This window comes from Neisseria sp. N95_16 (assembly GCF_002551535.2).
GTDB lineage: Bacteria > Pseudomonadota > Gammaproteobacteria > Burkholderiales > Neisseriaceae > Neisseria > Neisseria brasiliensis.
Genome location: NZ_PDBT02000056.1, coordinates 1 through 16484, shown reverse-complemented (window position 1 = coordinate 16484; position 16484 = coordinate 1). Strand labels below are relative to the sequence as shown.

The following is a 16484-nucleotide window of genomic DNA, read 5'->3' as shown; positions in this document are numbered from 1 at the left end:
CTGTTGTGCTTTTCGGTAACAGTAGGTTCCGTTGACGGAATGCCGTCTGATTTCCCGACTGACGGTGGCGGGATGACAACCGATGTTCTGTGCGATTTGGTTTAGGGGTAGGTTGCGGTAATGTCTGGAAATGTAGTATCTTTGGTGTGAGGTCAGTTGTGTGTAGGTCATATTGCAATCTTTCTTGTCAGGAAAGGCAGTATACTACCGCATACTGGCCTTTTCTGTTATTGGAAATTGCACTTGTTAGGCGAATGTAAGGCCGTCTGAAACCTTCTATCTCACCGATAATCTTCAGACGGCATTTCTTAATCACATCATTAAGAACGGGTTTGCAACATCCACGATTGGATACTGCGTGCATCTTTAACACGTAGTACCGAGCTTGGTGAATTCAACAAAACGATGGTCACTGGCTGGTTTTGTACATTCGCCTTCACTACCATCGAGCGGCCTGATTCACGGATATAACCCGTTTTTTGCAACTCAATATTCCATGCGCCTTCACGCACTAAGGCATTGGAATTTTTGTAATTCTGGCGACCGCGCACAGTCTGGACAGAACCATAGTTAGAAGTTGAATTTGTACGGATCAGCGGATATTTGCTGGCTGCCGCAACCAGACGGCTCAAGTCATGTGCCGTTGACACATTACGAAAATCCAAACCGGTTGGCTCATAAAAACGGCTGTTGTACATACCCAAGCTTTGCGCCTTGGCATTCATCGCCGCCACAAATGCACTCATGCCGCCCGGATAAGTGCGACCCAACGCATGCGTGGCGCGGTTTTCACTGCTCATCAGACTTAAATGCAGTAATTCACTACGCGGTAATGTAGTACCGATACTGAGCCGGCTGCCGGTACCTTTCAAGCGGTCAATCTCAGCCGGTGTAATCTCAACCATTTGATTCATGTCCAATTTGGCATCCAAAATCACAATCGCACTCATCAATTTTGAAATCGACGCAATCGGCATCACGCGGTTGGCGTTTTTCTGATACAACACTTCACCCGTGCGGTTATTCAGAATCAGCGCAGATTGCGACGACAACAACGGCCCTGCCATCATGGCTTGGGCTTCTACCTTCTCGGCTTGTGTTTCGGCAAATGCGCCCAACGGGTCTTGCTGGGTTGGGAAATTCTGTTCTAGAAACTGACCCAATACATCCATATCATTGGCAGCAGCAGGAAAAGCCGTTGCTGCAAGTGTCACACCCAAGCAGGCCGCACTTAATTTGTTACACCATTTTTTTACTGACATAGCGGTATCTTTCACGGATTTGTTACAACATTTCAATTAAAATATTCCGTCATTTTCGACAATTTTTAAAAAAATGTAAAGCAAGTCATTGAATCTTTGCGTTTGTTTGCAAGTTATCCCGCCAACCTTTCACCCAATGTCGAAATTTTCGCAACAATCCGACAGCAAATTTGATAAACCCGACGATACTTATTATACTAAGCAACTTTATCAAGAAATCATTCTAGGAAGATTTCCCTGCTGTCATATTAATATTTTAAAGAATAAAAACTATGTCTGAAGAAAAACGCTCATGCTCGTTCTGCGGCAAGTCAGAACATGAAGTCAAAAATTTGATTGAAGGCGAGCACGCTTTTATCTGTAACGAATGCGTGGAGACCTGCGGTGTCATGCTGCAAGATTCCGAGAGCGATAGCCCTGCCGAACCGGATGGCCCCAAAGCTGCTGAGAACGCCCCTCTGCCGACACCCGCCGAAATCGTAGCCAATCTCAACGATCACGTTATCGGGCAAGAACACGCAAAAAAAGCCTTGGCTGTTGCCGTTTACAACCATTACAAACGCTTGCGCCACCCTAAAGCCAACGGCAATGTTGAATTATCCAAATCCAATATCCTGCTGATCGGTCCGACCGGTTCGGGCAAGACCTTACTAGCCCAATCCTTGGCACGTAAATTGGACGTGCCTTTCGTAATGGCCGATGCCACTACCTTAACCGAAGCCGGTTATGTCGGTGAAGACGTGGAACAAATCATCACCAAGCTGCTGGGGAAATGCGATTTTGACGTCGAAAAAGCCCAGCGCGGTATTGTGTATATTGACGAAATCGACAAAATTTCCCGCAAGAGCGACAACCCGTCTATCACCCGCGACGTATCAGGTGAAGGCGTGCAACAAGCTTTGCTAAAACTGATTGAAGGCACCGTTGCCAGTGTTCCGCCGCAAGGTGGCCGTAAGCATCCGAATCAAGAATTCATCAATGTTGATACCACCAATATCCTGTTTATCTGCGGTGGCGCGTTTGCCGGCTTGGAAAAAGTCATCCGCCAACGCACGGAAAAAGGCGGCATCGGCTTTGGTGCAGCAGTACACAGCAAAGATGAAAACGTCAATATTTCCGAATTATTCGAAACCGTCGAGCCGGAAGACTTAATCAAATTTGGCCTGATTCCTGAGTTAATCGGCCGCTTGCCAGTGATCGCCACTTTGGCCGAATTAGATGAAGATGCCCTGATCAATATTCTGACCGAACCGAAAAATGCTTTGGTTAAACAATACCAAATCTTGTTCGGCATGGAAGATGTTGAATTGGAAATAGAAGAAGATGCCCTGCGCAGCATTGCCAAGCAAGCCATGGAACGCAAAACCGGCGCGCGCGGCTTACGTTCGATTGTTGAACGCTGCCTGCTCGACACCATGTATCAGCTGCCGGATTTGAAAGACGTGAAAAAAGTCGTTATTAATCAAAGCGTCATCGACAAAGGCGAAGCACCAAAATTACTGCTGGCTGACGGCAGCGAATACCAAGAGCCTAAAGCAGCAAAGAAAACGCGTAAAAGCAGCAAATAATCAGTAATATCAGATTATTGCATCAATCAGGCCGTCTGAAAAAATCTGTTGTTTAAAGTCTTACTCTACACACAGATATTTTTCAGACGGCCTAATTCTTTAATATGATAAAAAATCTTTATTACATCTTACAACAAGAGTATTTTCAATTCCTTAAAATTAGTCTATGATAATGAAGAAGGATTGTTCACAATCTTTAACGCAAATTTTTGCAATCCCTCAGAAGAAAAACACCATAAAGGAACAAAGAGATGTTAGAAGCCTATCGCAAAGCCGCTGCTGAGCGCGCTGCCCTTGGTATTCCTGCCCTCCCGCTTGATGCGCAGCAAACTGCCGATTTGATCGAGCTGTTGAAAAACCCGCCAGAAGGCGAAGGTGAATTCTTGGTTGACCTGTTGGTTAACCGCGTTCCACCGGGCGTGGATGATGCCGCCAAAGTGAAAGCCTCTTTCTTGGCTGCCGTTGCCGAAGGAAGTGCTTCCAGCCCGCTGATTTCTGCCGAATACGCGACCGAATTGCTCGGTACCATGCTCGGCGGTTACAATATTCATCCGTTAATCGAATTGCTCGACAATGACCAATTGGCGCCTATCGCAGCCAAAGGTTTGAAACACACCTTGTTGATGTTCGATTCATTCCACGACGTTCAAGAAAAAGCCGAAAAAGGCAATGCGCACGCTAAAGAAGTGTTGCAATCATGGGCTGAGGCCGAATGGTTTACTTCTCGCGAAGCTGTTCCAGAAAAAATCACCGTTACCGTATTCAAGGTTGACGGCGAAACCAACACCGACGACTTGTCTCCAGCACCTGATGCATGGAGCCGTCCTGACATCCCTCTGCATGCCTTGGCTATGCTGAAAAACCCACGCGACGGTATCAATCCTGACAAACCGGGCGAAGTGGGTCCAATCAAATTATTGGAAGAATTGAAAGCCAAAGGTAATCCTGTTGCCTACGTTGGCGATGTAGTGGGTACCGGTTCTTCACGTAAATCAGCAACCAACTCTGTGATTTGGCACACTGGTGAAGACATTCCTTTCGTACCAAACAAACGCTTCGGCGGCGTATGCTTGGGCGGTAAAATTGCGCCGATCTTCTTTAACACTCAAGAAGACTCTGGTGCATTGCCAATCGAAGTAGATGTTTCTGCCCTGCAAATGGGTGATGTTGTCGACATCTTGCCATACGAAGGCAAAATCGTGAAAAACGGCGAAACCGTTGCCGAATTTGCGCTGAAATCTCAAGTATTGCTGGACGAAGTGCAAGCCGGTGGCCGTATTAACCTGATTATCGGCCGTGGTTTGACTGCCAAAGCACGCGAAGCTTTGGGCTTGCCTGCTTCTGATAAATTCCGCTTGCCACAAGCTCCTGCTGACAGCAAAGCCGGTTTCTCATTGGCACAAAAAATGGTGGGGCGCGCATGTGGCTTGCCTGAAGGACAAGGCGTTCGCCCGGGTACTTACTGCGAACCACGCATGACCACTGTCGGCTCTCAAGACACTACCGGCCCGATGACCCGCGACGAGCTGAAAGACTTGGCTTGCTTGGGCTTCTCTGCCGATATGGTGATGCAGTCGTTCTGTCATACCGCAGCTTATCCGAAACCGGTTGACGTACGCACCCACAAAGAATTGCCTGAGTTCATCTCTACTCGCGGCGGTGTCTCTCTGCGTCCGGGTGACGGCGTGATCCACTCATGGCTGAACCGTTTGCTGTTGCCTGATACAGTCGGCACCGGCGGCGACTCACACACCCGCTTCCCAATCGGTATTTCATTCCCTGCCGGTTCTGGCTTGGTAGCCTTTGCTGCGGCAACTGGCGTGATGCCTTTGGATATGCCTGAGTCTGTATTGGTACGCTTCAGCGGTAAACTGCAACCGGGCGTAACCTTGCGTGACTTGGTGAACGCGATTCCATTGTATGCCATCAAAGACGGTTTGCTGACTGTTGCCAAAGCCGGTAAGAAAAACATCTTCTCTGGCCGCATCTTGGAAATTGAAGGTTTACCTGATCTGAAAGTTGAGCAAGCGTTTGAATTGTCTGATGCTTCTGCTGAGCGTTCAGCAGCCGGCTGTACCGTGAAACTGAACAAAGAGCCAATCATCGAATACATGACGTCTAACATCGTGTTGATGAAAAACATGATCGCCGATGGTTATGAAGATGCCCGCACTTTGGAACGCCGCATTAAAGCCATGGAAGCTTGGTTGGCTGATCCACAATTGTTGGAAGGCGATGCCGATGCCGAATACGCAGCGGTTATCGAAATCAACATGGGCGACATCAAAGAGCCAATCATTGCCTGCCCTAATGACCCAGACGATGTATGCTTCATGTCTGAAAAATCAGGCACCGTGATTGACGAAGTGTTTATCGGTTCTTGTATGACCAACATCGGTCACTTCCGTGCCGCTTCTAAATTGCTGGAAGGCAAAACCGATACTCCGGTTCGTTTGTGGATTGCACCGCCGACTAAGATGGACGCGAAACAATTGTCCGACGAAGGTCACTACGGCGTATTAGGCCGCGCAGGTGCGCGTATGGAAATGCCGGGCTGCTCATTGTGTATGGGTAACCAAGCACAAGTACGCGAAGGCGCGACTGTGATGTCTACTTCCACCCGTAACTTCCCGAACCGCTTGGGTAAAAACACCAACGTGTTCTTGGGTTCGGCAGAATTGGCCGCAATTTGTTCGAAACTGGGCAAAATCCCAACCATCGAAGAATACCAAGCCAACATCGGTATCATCGATGAAAACGGTGATCAAATCTACCGCTACATGAACTTCAACGAAATCGCCAGCTACAACGAAGTTGCCGAAAAAGTGAATGTATAATTAGCGTAGGCTAAACCATCAAAGGCCGTCTGAAAGTATTTGCTTTCAGACGGCCTTTTAGTTTGATTGTGATTAATCAATCAGTCATGATGGCTTAACGCATAAAATTTAAAGCCGTCTGAAACCATATGTTTCAGACGGCTTTTTTACATCATAAAAATGCAAGTTACATCTTAATGATTAATCTGCAGTCAACACCACTTTCATCGCTTGATTTTCAGAAGCATGTTTGAATACATCATACGCCTCTTCCAATTCGCTGAATTTGAAGCGGTGGGTAATCATCTTGGTATAATCTACCGAGCTGGTCGAGATCGCTTTCAACAGCATTTCAGTGGTATTGCTGTTCACCAAGCCGGTGGTAATGGCAAGGTTTTTGATCCACAGTTTTTCCAGTTTGAAATCAACTGACTGAGCGTGCACACCCACTACCGCAATGTGTCCACCCGGTTTCACGATTTCTTGGCACATTTCCCAAGTAGCCGGAATACCCACTGCTTCAATCGCGCAATCTACACCGTCTTCGCCGACAATATCGAATACTTGTTTTTCCACATTGCCTGAGCTTGGGTTGATCACATGGGTTGCGCCCAGCTCTTTCGCCATTTTCAGGCGGTTTTCGTCCATATCGCACACAATCAATGCAGCAGGGCTATACAGCTGTGCGGTCAGCAAAGCAGACATACCCACAGGGCCGGCACCCGCGATAAACACGGTATCGCCCGGTTTTACATCACCATATTGCACACCGATTTCATGCGCGGTCGGCAGCGCATCGCTCAACAACAAAGCCACTTCATCATTTACCGAATCAGGCAATGGAATCAAGCTGTTGTCTGCATAAGGCGTACGCACATATTCGGCTTGTGTGCCGTCAATCATGTAGCCCAAAATCCAACCACCGTTGCGGCAGTGTGAATAAAGTTGTTTTTTACAGTTGTCGCAAGTACAGCATTTGCTCACGCAAGAGATGATGACCTTGTCGCCCGCTTTGATATTTTTTACAGCCGAGCCCACTTCCTCTACAATGCCTACACCCTCATGACCGAGAATGCGGCCATCGGCAACTTCTGGGTTTTTGCCTTTCCAAATACCCAAGTCGGTACCGCAAATCGTGGTTTTAACGATTTTTACCACTGCATCGGTCGGGTCGATAATCTCAGGGCGCGGTTTTTCTTCAAAACGGATATCGTTCGCTCCGTGGTACACCATAGCTTTCATAGTACAACTCCTTTTATTGTTTGATGAAACGAAAAAAGATGAAACTTCGAATGACGGCATACCCTATTTATAGCCCTACTACTAATGAAAGTCAATTTCAGTTTTGTTACATGTTATAATATAACACATTGTTTTTAAACTATTTTTGATACAACGCAAACTCTCCTGATTCAGTCTGAAGCCATGTCCCAATCCGCTACTTTTTCCAATCGCCTTATTCAATGGCAACGCCAACATGGCCGCCATCATCTGCCTTGGCAAGTCAAAGATCCTTATGCTGTTTGGCTGTCGGAAATCATGCTCCAGCAAACGCAAGTTGCTACCGTATTAGATTATTATCCGCGCTTTTTAAACCGCTTTCCCGATGTCGAAAGCTTAGCCAATGCTGCCGAAGATGAGGTTTTATCGCTTTGGGCAGGTTTGGGCTATTACAGCCGCGCGCGTAATTTACGCAAAGCGGCCAAGCAGGTAGTGGCACAATTCAGCGGTGAATTTCCGCAAACACGCCTTGAATTGGAAACCCTATGCGGGGTCGGCCGCAGCACTGCCGCCGCCATTTCCGCTTTCGCCTTCAACCAACGCGAAACCATCTTAGACGGCAACGTCAAACGTGTGCTGTGCCGCGTGTATGCGCTTGACGGCAATCCACAAGACAAAAAATTCGAAAAGCAGCTCTGGCAGCTTGCCGAAAGCCTGTTGCCGTCTGAAAGCGGAGATATACCTGCTTATATCCAAGGCTTGATGGATTTGGGCGCAACTGTGTGCAAACGCACCAAACCGCTGTGCCACGAATGCCCGATGAACGACATTTGCGAAGCCAAAAAGCAAAACCGTATTGCCGAACTGCCGCGCAAAAAAACAGCGGTTGAAGTGCATACCCTGCCGCTGTATTGGCTGATTGTGCGCAACCAAGCCAAGCAAATTCTGCTACACAAACGCCCGGCCAAAGGCATCTGGGGCGGCCTATATTGCGTGCCGTGTTTTGAAAATTTGGCCGATTTACAACAATACGCCCAAGTCCTTAATCTGGATTCAGACGGCCTTAATGAAGAAGCCACATTCACCCACCACCTGACTCATCGCCTCTTGATGATTACCCCGTTTACCACAGACGAAAGGCCGTCTGAAAACGTTTCAGACGGCCTCTGGGTCGCACAAGAAGATTTGGCTGATTACGGACTCCCCAAACCTTTATTAAACTATCTCAATCAAGCACAAAAGAGCCTGTTTTAATATTGCTGGTTTAATGCAATAAAAAGGCCGTCTGAAGTTCAGACGGCCTTTATTCAAGCTATTGACTTACAAAACAGATTTCACGGTTGCAACCACATTCTCAGTAGTAAAGCCGAATTCTTTAAACAGCAATTCTGCCGGAGCCGATTCGCCGAAGCGGTCGAGGCCGACTACTTTGCCATTTAAGCCGACATACTTGTACCAACCATCGGTCACGCCTGCTTCTACGGCAACGCGCGGCAGATTAGCCGGTAATACGCTGGCTTGGTAAGCGGCATCTTGGCGGTCGAATGCGTTGGTTGACGGCATAGACACCACGCGCACAGCGATGCCTTCTTCAGCCAAAGCCGCTTGCGCGTTCAAAGCCAATTCGACTTCCGAACCGGTGGCAATGATCACGGCTTTGGCTTCGCCTTGGGCTTCGCTGATCACATAGCCGCCGCGTTGGATATTCTCCAACTGCTCATCGCTGCGTTGCAGAAATTTCAGGTTTTGACGGCTGAAAATCAGGCTACTTGGGTGGTCGGCTGCTTTCACTGCTTCTGCCCATGCCACGAGCGATTCGGCGGTGTCGCAAGGGCGCCATACGTCCATGTTCGGAATCAGACGCAAGGTAGCGGTTTGCTCAACCGGTTGGTGGGTCGGGCCGTCTTCACCCAAGCCGATAGAATCGTGGGTAAACACGAAAATCGGGTTGATTTTCATCAGGGCTGCCATGCGCAAGGCGTTGCGTTGGTATTCGCTGAACATCAGGAAAGTCGCGCCAAACGGTTTCACACCGCCGTGCAGCGCCAAGCCGTTCATGATGGCGCCCATGCCGAATTCGCGCACGCCGTAATGCACATAGTTGCCGCCGTTTTGAGCGGTCACGGCTTTGCTGTTTGACCAGTCGGTCAAGTTAGAAGGCGTTAAGTCTGCTGAGCCGCCGACAAATTCCGGCAATACTTTGGCCAAGGTTTCGATGCTGTTTTGGCTGGCTTTGCGGGTGGCGATGGTTTCGGCTTTGTCGCACACTTCTTTCAAGGCCGTCTGAACATAAGCGTCGAAGTCTTTCGGCAATTCTTTGTCCATGCGGCGCACGAATTCAGCGGCTTCTTCAGGGAAGCGGCTTTGGTATTCGGCAAACAATTTGTTCCATTCGTTTTCCAGTTGCGCACCTTTTTCTTTGGCATCCCAACCTTCATACACTTCTTGCGGCACTTCAAACGCGGCGTGCGTCCAGCCCAAGTGTTTGCGCGTGGCTTCGATTTCGTCTGCGCCCAATGGTGCGCCGTGGGTTTTGTGGCTGCCTTCTTTAGTGGCTGCGCCTTTACCGATTAAGGTTTTGCAGCAGATGATAGAAGGTTTGCCGGTTTCGGCGCGAGCGGCATCAATGGCCGTCTGAATCGCAGCGGTATCGTGGCCGTTAACATTCGGCACCACATGCCAGCCGTAGCTTTCAAAGCGTTGTGGAATGTCTTCGGTAAACCAGCCGTCAACTTTACCGTCGATGGAAATGTTGTTGTCATCATACAAAACAATCAACTTGCCCAAGCCCAAAGTACCGGCCAGCGAGCAGGCTTCGTGTGACACGCCTTCCATCAAGCAGCCGTCACCCAAGAACACATAGGTGTAGTGATCGACGATGTCCAAGCCGTCTTTGTTGAACTCAGCGGCCAAGATTTTTTCCGCCAGAGCCATGCCGACTGCGTTGGCAATACCTTGACCCAACGGGCCGGTGGTGGTTTCCACGCCGTCGGTGTAGCCGTATTCCGGGTGACCCGGTGTTTTGCTGTGCAATTGGCGGAAATTTTTCAAATCTTCAATAGAAACGTCGTAACCGGTCAGATGCAACAGGCTGTATAAAATCATCGACGCGTGGCCGTTCGACAACACAAAGCGGTCACGGTTGTAGAATTTTGGATTGGCAGGATTGTGGTTGAGATATTGCGTCCACAAAACTTCGGCCATTTCAGCCATGCCCATCGGCGCACCCGGGTGGCCGGAGTTGGCTTTTTGTACCGCGTCTGCGGAAAGGAAGCGGATTGCGTTTGCCAGTTGTGACATCAGTACCTTCTTTCTTTTAAAGATGTGAATATGGGGAAACGGTTTGAATTATCGCTTGATTTTGCAAGGCTTTCAAGCACAGTATTGCGACAAAGCAAAAGGCCATCTGAAAACTATGCAGAAAATTTTCAGACGGCCTATTAAGCTTAGTAAATGGTTTTACGGCCTGCATTCAGTGTTTCAGCAATATCGTCAGCCAAACGTGCGCAATCAGCCAAATCCAGATTACTAAAGGTAATGCGCACCGAGCCACGTTTGGCAAAGTGAAATGCCGCGCAGCTTTGCACCGCCCAACCTTTCGCCGCTAAAAACTGAATCACCTGCGCTTCATTGGCGACCGGCAGCCAAATATGGAAACCTTCGCCATTTTTGCCTAAAGGGAAAATTCCGTGTTGATTTAAGCATGCAAACAAGGTTTGGCGGCGGATACGGTAGTTTTCCGAAATCTCATGCATGGCCTCGCCTTCCAGCTGCTGCCACAATTGCCAAGTCAAATGCTGCAGAATTTTGCTGATCCAGCGCGGGCCCAAAGCAAAACGTTTTTTCATGGCATGCAGGATATTGCTGTTACCCGCTGCAATCGCTATGCGCGCATCAGTACCAAGAAATTTACTGGTAGACGTGGTGTACATCCACTCGCCTTCAAAACCTTGCATGCCGTAAAAAGGCTGCTGGCTCAAAGCCGCCCAGTGGTCATCGACAATCAGCAAGGCATCACGCTGATTTAAAAATGCCTGCCATTGCTGCCAACGCGCTTGGCTGTAATTAATACCGGTCGGGCTGTGCGCGCGCGGCGTGAGAATCACCACGGAAAAATCATCGTTCAATTGCTCGGGTATCACCGCGCCCTCATCATCCATCTGCAAAGGCACGGCCTCTAAGCGCAAAGTTGCCAACAAAGCCGGCAGCGGCGGCCAGCATGGATCTTCAATCAAGACTTTACTGCCGCTGATGCAGCGCTGCATCAGAATGCGCTCCATAATATCCAAGCTGCTCGAAAGCAGCATCACTTCGCTCTCAATGCCAATATGTTCGGCCAACCAATTTTTGAGAAATTTCATCAATTCAGGGTGGTCGCCATAATTGCCCACATCCGCATTCAAACTGTAATGTTCCAACAAATCCGATGCCAAAGGTGGCAACAAACGGCGATCGACATTGCCCGAAGCCAAATCGACCAAGCCTTGCGGAATGGCAGTTTCGCTGTGCAGAATTTCGGTTTTATGCGGCACAAAGCTGCCACGGCGGCCGTCGGTATCGATAATACCGGCATCGCGCAATTGTTTGTAAGCGGCGGATACCGTATTGGGATTGACACCCAATTCATCAGCCAAACTGCGCACCGTCGGCAAACGGTAGCCTTCAGGCCACACTTTACGGCGGATAAGCTGCTCGATAGATTGGGCAATATTGACAGCGGTATTGCCTTTAGGTTTTAATTGAGTCATACAAAGCTTTTTTTGCATTAGTTCAAAAAATATTAGATGAATTTCTACAAATTAGCAAGTGGTTTGGTCGGCAGGAACGGCAGAAAATGTTATGATTATAAAGTTCCCGCTGCAAAACATTTTCAGATGGCCTAGGCCGTCTGAAATGGAATTGCCACACCCACTACCACGATTAAAAATATATTGATATTAAGGAACAAGCTATGTCTGCCGAAGAAAAACCAACACCGGCCGCCGAACCCGAACATCATGCCAGCGAGCCGCAAGCCGAGCCGGAAAAAGACGGTCAAGCGCAAGCTAAAGCGGAAAAATTAACACCGCCAAAACCTGCCAAACTGAAATCGGCTGCGATTCAAATTCATCCGGTGGGCGAACGCATTCACCCGAAAAAAGCCGAAGGCCGCTTTGCCAAGTTGCGTATTGCCGCGGTATTGGCGACGCAATTTGTGTTCTATATTGTGCCTTGGTTTAATTGGTCAGACCGCCAAGCGGTATTGTTCAACATTCCCGACCGCCATTTCTATATCTTTGGTTTATCGTTGGGTATGGGTGACTTGATTTACCTGGCATTATTGCTGATGATTTGCGCCTTCGGTCTGTTCTGGTGGACAACCATCGCCGGCCGCTTGTGGTGCGGTTATTCTTGCCCGCAAACGGTTTACACCGAAATCATGCTGTGGATAGACCATTTAGTCGAGGGTGACCGCAACAAACGTTTAAAGCTCGAGAAATTGCCGTGGAATTTCACCAAAATCCGCATCAAAGCCACTAAATACCTGCTGATTTTCCTATTCTGCGCATGGACGGGTATTACCTTTGCCGGTTGGTTTAACCCGATTCGCGAATTTGTACCGGCATTGTTTAATGGTTCAGCTGGTGGCGGTGCCATGTTTGCCGCGGCCTTCTACGGCTTCATGACCTTCTTCATGGCGCACATCATGCGCGAAAAAGTGTGTTTACACATGTGTCCTTACGCACGTTTCCAAAGTGCCATGTTTGACAAAGACACGCTGATTATTTCTTATGATTACGAACGTGGCGAACCGCGTGGCGCGCGTAAGAAAAGCGTTTCCCGCGAAGAAACCCCATTGGGTGACTGTATTAACTGTAATATGTGCGTGCAAGTGTGTCCGGTCGGCATCGACATCCGCGACGGCCTGCAATACCAATGTATCGGCTGCGCCGCCTGTATTGATGCCTGTGATGAAATCATGGATAAAATGAGCTATCCGCGCGGCCTGATCCGCTACACCACCGAGGGCGCACTAGAGCATGAATATCCTGAATCCGACATCAAGAAACGCTTGAAACGCCCACGCGTGGCCGGTTATGGTGCCATATTGGCTGTTGTGATTATTGCCTTTATTACTGGCCTTTCCACCCGTAAAATGGTCGAAGTGGATATCTTAAAAGACCGCGGCGTAATGGTTCGTGAAAACAACCAAGGCTGGCTGGAAAATGCGTATAATCTGCGCATCATCAACAACAGCGAATACGACCAAGTCTTAACCGCCAGCGTAAAAGGCTTTGAAGAAATCGCATTAACCGGCCTACCGGAAGAAGGCTTGAAACTGCCTGCCCGCGAAACCATTACCATTCCGGTACAAGTATCCACCATTCCGGAATATGCCGACAAAGGCAGCCACCCTATTGAATTTATCTTCGTTTACCAAGAATCAGGTAAAGCCGATTCGGATAAAGTGGTGATTGAAGAAGAAGCAACCTTTATCGGAGAATAATGTGTCGCAGAAAAAAAATGTACAACCTTGGTATAAAAACTTCTGGCCGTGGTTTTTGATGGTCGGTCCGATTTTTGTGGTCATCGCCAGCGTATCCATGTTTTTTGTGGCCAAGCAAAACATGACAGACTTGGTATCTGACGATTACTACAAAGACGGCAAACACATCGAAATCGAATTACAGCGCGATGAAGAAGCAGTCAAACGCCACATTCAGGCGCAGGTATTAATCAGCCCAGATATGGATAAAGCCAAAGTGTTTGTCAGCGGCGATTTCGACACCAAGCAGACGGTTCAACTACAATTGTTGCACCCTGCCAAAAAAGCGGAAGATCAAACCATTACGCTTAAAGCAGTAGACAGCAACAGTTCAGCCGAGCGCATGGAATACGATGCCGTATTCAAGCCTTTACCTGCGACCAATCACTGGTATGTGCGTGTGGCCGATGAAGCCGGTATCTGGCGTGTGGAAGACAAATGGATTACCAGCCAAGGCAATGCCATTAATCTGACCCCGATGGATAAATTATTCGGCACGGATAACGCCCAATAAAAATCAAGGCCGTCTGAAAGCACAGTTTTCAGACGACCTTCTCTTTAAAACTCGCCCACCATCCACCATATTATCTTTTATGTTTCACTTTACCGCCCATCCATGAGCCAACCCAAGCCCAAAGGTTTACGCCAAAAACTACCCAACCGCCAGCAGATTTTCGCATCACGCTGGAGCAAGCCTTTTGCGCCTTTGTTCGACAAACCCTATTTCTGGACACTCAATCGCCGCCAAGCTGCGGTATCGGTTGCCGTGGGTATGTTTTGCGGTTTAATGCCCGGCCCCACGCAAATGCTGAGCGCGCTTATTGTCGCCTATTTTTTACGCACAAACCTACCGGTAGCTGTATTCAGCACGCTCTACACCAACCCCATCACCTATATGCCGCTTTATTATGCCGCCTACAAAATCGGTTCGTTGATTTTGGGCGTGGAAGCTGCCGATTCTCTAGAATTTCCAAGCTGGTCGGATACGTATTTTTTCAGCGAACTCGGTACTTGGCTGCTGGGTGCGGGCAAACCATTGCTGGTCGGGGTGCCTGTTTTGGGTTCGATTTTGGCTGTGATTGGTTATGTCGCCGTATTGATCGGCTGGCGACTGCGCACCCAATACCATTGGCGCAAACGAAAGGAAGCGCGTGAGTAAGCATTGGCGGCGTTTGACAGCAAACGAAATCGAAATAGCGCGCCGCGTTTTTTCAGACGGCATCGATTATGCGCGCGTCAAAATCTATCGCGGCATTCCCTATCTGCCCAACATCAATGTAGCCATTGCGCCCAACGGCCACATTTATTTTCCGCGACAAAACTGCCCTGCCGATTTTGCTCTGGCCGGCCACAGCCATCAAATGTGGCTGATTCACGAGCTCACTCATGTTTGGCAGCATCAGCTGGGTTTCAAAACATGGTATGCCGGTATATTGCTGATGGCCGTCGGTGGCTATGTTCGCCGCAAAGCCTATGTGTATCCCTCGCCACACAGCATCCAACACTTCAGCGACTTAAATATGGAGCAGCAAGCCGACCTTCTTGCCCACTATTATGCCGCGCGTTATTTACCACATAATCCGCATAGCCACCACCTGCCTGCTTTTCAGACGGCCCTACATGATTTTTTAGATAATCCTTCACAGCGCCAGTTACTGCCGCGTTATCGACGTTTCATGATTATCTAAACCTATTTGAATAATCCAGCGCCTAGTGGCGGAATTTTTACCCTCAGAAATTATCGGTAGTCAATGAAATTCGCTATAATAGCCAACTTGATATCAAGCGAACCACCAGCCTACCGAAAAGGTCGCCAAATGCCTTGGAATATTCCCATTCTTCTCACTTGGATGCGCGTTTTGCTCATTCCCGTGTTTACCGTACTCTTTTATCTGCCGGAAAACTGGATAGACCCGCAAACCGTCAACTGGACAGCCGCCATCATTTTTGCCGTGGCCGCTATTACCGACTGGTTTGATGGCTTTTTAGCGCGTCTATGGAAGCAAACCTCCGACTTCGGCGCGTTTCTCGACCCGGTTGCCGACAAACTGATGGTCGCCGTTGCCCTGCTGCTGCTGGTTAGTCTTGACCGCACTTACGTCATCTTCGCCATGATCATCATTGGTCGCGAAATCACCATTTCCGCACTGCGCGAATGGATGGCACAAATGGGACGGCGCAACAGCGTGGCCGTTGCCACCATCGGGAAATTAAAAACCACCGCGCAAATGGCCGCCATCTTATTGCTGCTCATCGGCTTGCCTAATTTTCACGGCCTCGACTTAATCATGATTGGTAACATGTTGATGTTTATCGCATCCGTGCTTACACTTTGGTCGATGTTCTATTACCTGAAAATGGCTTGGAAAGAAATGGCGCAAAAAAGTTAAAAAAAATGGCACAAACAGCTTGACGATCGGAAGCAAATCCATAATAATAGTGTCTTCCTTGTTACAGCGCGTAACAATCGGATTAAATTTGAGCGGGAATAGCTCAGTTGGTAGAGCGCAACCTTGCCAAGGTTGAGGTCGCGAGTTCGAGACTCGTTTCCCGCTCCATTCATCTGCTTACATTTATCCTGCGGGAATAGCTCAGTTGGTAGAGCGCAACCTTGCCAAGGTTGAGGTCGCGAGTTCGAGACTCGTTTCCCGCTCCAAAATAACAAAGTTGTTTGAAATAGAGCAACTTTTTGATTATGGCGGGATAGCAAAGTGGTTATGCAGCGGATTGCAAATCCGTCTACGCCGGTTCGATTCCGACTCCCGCCTCCACTTCAATAGTTTTATTCCGATAAAACTATTGCCCGGGTGGTGAAATAGGTAGACACAACGGACTTAAAATCCGTCGACCCTAAACAGGTCGTGCCGGTTCGATTCCGGCTCCGGGCACCACCACTCATTTTTATTCCTGCTTATTCAGGAAACCAATATAAAAAAGCCGTCTGAAAAAATCAGACGGCTTTTATGTTATGTTGTTCTGGATGCTGTTTTGTAATAAATATGGGGCTTAGGAAGCAAAAATATTAAATTGGGTTATTTCGAAGCATCTTCATTAATATTTTACCTAAATCTTCATGCCGGTGGTTAAACCT

General features: G+C 48.5%; 13 protein-coding genes and 4 tRNA genes. 12 read left to right on the top strand and 5 right to left on the bottom strand.

Annotation, left to right across the window (positions count from 1 at the left end; translation table 11 throughout):
• Both CRG49_RS13915 and CRG49_RS09335 read right to left on the bottom strand, forming a co-directional pair.
• Window positions 1–171: helix-turn-helix domain-containing protein (locus tag CRG49_RS13915; protein WP_157807890.1), on the bottom strand; the 171-nt coding region annotated here is incomplete at its 3' end.
• A 149-nt stretch (window positions 172–320) separates the two neighbouring features.
• Window positions 321–1262 carry a serine hydrolase gene (locus tag CRG49_RS09335; protein ID WP_095503744.1) on the bottom strand — a complete coding sequence of 314 codons (942 nt, stop codon included), beginning with the start codon at window positions 1260–1262 and terminating at the stop codon, window positions 321–323.
• 272 nt (window positions 1263–1534) lie between these two features.
• On the opposite strand from CRG49_RS09335, the gene clpX reads away from it, so the two are divergent.
• Together clpX and acnB are read left to right on the top strand one after the other, a co-directional pair.
• Complete coding sequence (gene clpX / locus CRG49_RS09330) at window positions 1535–2830, top strand: ATP-dependent Clp protease ATP-binding subunit ClpX (protein ID WP_095503745.1); 1296 nt, start codon at window positions 1535–1537, stop codon at window positions 2828–2830.
• 251 nt (window positions 2831–3081) lie between these two features.
• Window positions 3082–5667 (top strand): bifunctional aconitate hydratase 2/2-methylisocitrate dehydratase, encoded by a 2586-nt coding sequence (acnB, locus tag CRG49_RS09325; RefSeq protein WP_095503746.1) that lies wholly within the window; start codon window positions 3082–3084, stop codon window positions 5665–5667.
• 180 nt (window positions 5668–5847) lie between these two features.
• Here the strand turns inward: acnB and CRG49_RS09320 are convergent, their stop codons facing one another.
• A complete protein-coding gene (locus CRG49_RS09320) occupies window positions 5848–6888 on the bottom strand; it encodes a zinc-dependent alcohol dehydrogenase family protein (RefSeq protein WP_095503747.1) in 1041 nt (346 codons plus the stop codon).
• Window positions 6889–7071: 183 nt separating this feature from the next.
• On the opposite strand from CRG49_RS09320, the gene mutY reads away from it, so the two are divergent.
• Complete coding sequence (gene mutY / locus CRG49_RS09315) at window positions 7072–8121, top strand: A/G-specific adenine glycosylase (RefSeq protein ID WP_095503748.1); 1050 nt, start codon at window positions 7072–7074, stop codon at window positions 8119–8121.
• A 66-nt stretch (window positions 8122–8187) separates the two neighbouring features.
• Here the strand turns inward: mutY and tkt are convergent, their stop codons facing one another.
• Window positions 8188–10167, bottom strand: a complete 1980-nt coding sequence (gene tkt / locus CRG49_RS09310; protein WP_095503749.1) for a transketolase — start codon at window positions 10165–10167, stop codon at window positions 8188–8190.
• A gap of 146 nt (window positions 10168–10313) precedes the next feature.
• Window positions 10314–11615, bottom strand: a complete 1302-nt coding sequence (locus CRG49_RS09305) for an aminotransferase class I/II-fold pyridoxal phosphate-dependent enzyme (protein ID WP_095503750.1) — start codon at window positions 11613–11615, stop codon at window positions 10314–10316.
• Between the two features lie 203 nt (window positions 11616–11818).
• Between CRG49_RS09305 and ccoG the strand changes: the two genes are divergently transcribed.
• The 9 genes from ccoG to CRG49_RS09260 all read left to right on the top strand — a co-directional run bounded on the left by ccoG (window position 11819) and on the right by CRG49_RS09260 (window position 16284).
• Complete coding sequence (gene ccoG / locus CRG49_RS09300; protein WP_095503751.1) at window positions 11819–13354, top strand: cytochrome c oxidase accessory protein CcoG; 1536 nt, start codon at window positions 11819–11821, stop codon at window positions 13352–13354.
• 1 nt (window position 13355) lies between these two features.
• Window positions 13356–13907, top strand: coding sequence for a FixH family protein (locus CRG49_RS09295; protein WP_095503752.1), 552 nt, complete (start codon window positions 13356–13358; stop codon window positions 13905–13907).
• 102 nt (window positions 13908–14009) lie between these two features.
• Window positions 14010–14552, top strand: coding sequence for a DUF2062 domain-containing protein (locus CRG49_RS09290; RefSeq protein WP_095503753.1), 543 nt, complete (start codon window positions 14010–14012; stop codon window positions 14550–14552).
• The gene (locus tag CRG49_RS09285; protein WP_095503754.1) at window positions 14545–15081 is read left to right on the top strand and encodes a type IV secretion protein Rhs; all 537 of its coding nucleotides are present in this window, start codon (window positions 14545–14547) and stop codon (window positions 15079–15081) included. The genes CRG49_RS09290 and CRG49_RS09285 overlap by 8 nt, the downstream gene beginning before the upstream one ends.
• 129 nt (window positions 15082–15210) lie before the next feature.
• Window positions 15211–15783 carry a CDP-diacylglycerol--glycerol-3-phosphate 3-phosphatidyltransferase gene (gene pgsA / locus CRG49_RS09280; protein ID WP_095503755.1) on the top strand — a complete coding sequence of 191 codons (573 nt, stop codon included), beginning with the start codon at window positions 15211–15213 and terminating at the stop codon, window positions 15781–15783.
• 92 nt (window positions 15784–15875) lie between these two features.
• Window positions 15876–15951: transfer RNA gene (locus CRG49_RS09275), tRNA-Gly, on the top strand.
• Window positions 15952–15973: 22 nt separating this feature from the next.
• Window positions 15974–16049 (top strand) — tRNA-Gly (locus CRG49_RS09270).
• Window positions 16050–16090: 41 nt separating this feature from the next.
• Window positions 16091–16164: transfer RNA gene (locus CRG49_RS09265), tRNA-Cys, on the top strand.
• A 30-nt stretch (window positions 16165–16194) separates the two neighbouring features.
• Window positions 16195–16284, top strand: a tRNA-Leu gene (locus CRG49_RS09260).
• Window positions 16285–16484 lie beyond the last annotated feature (200 nt).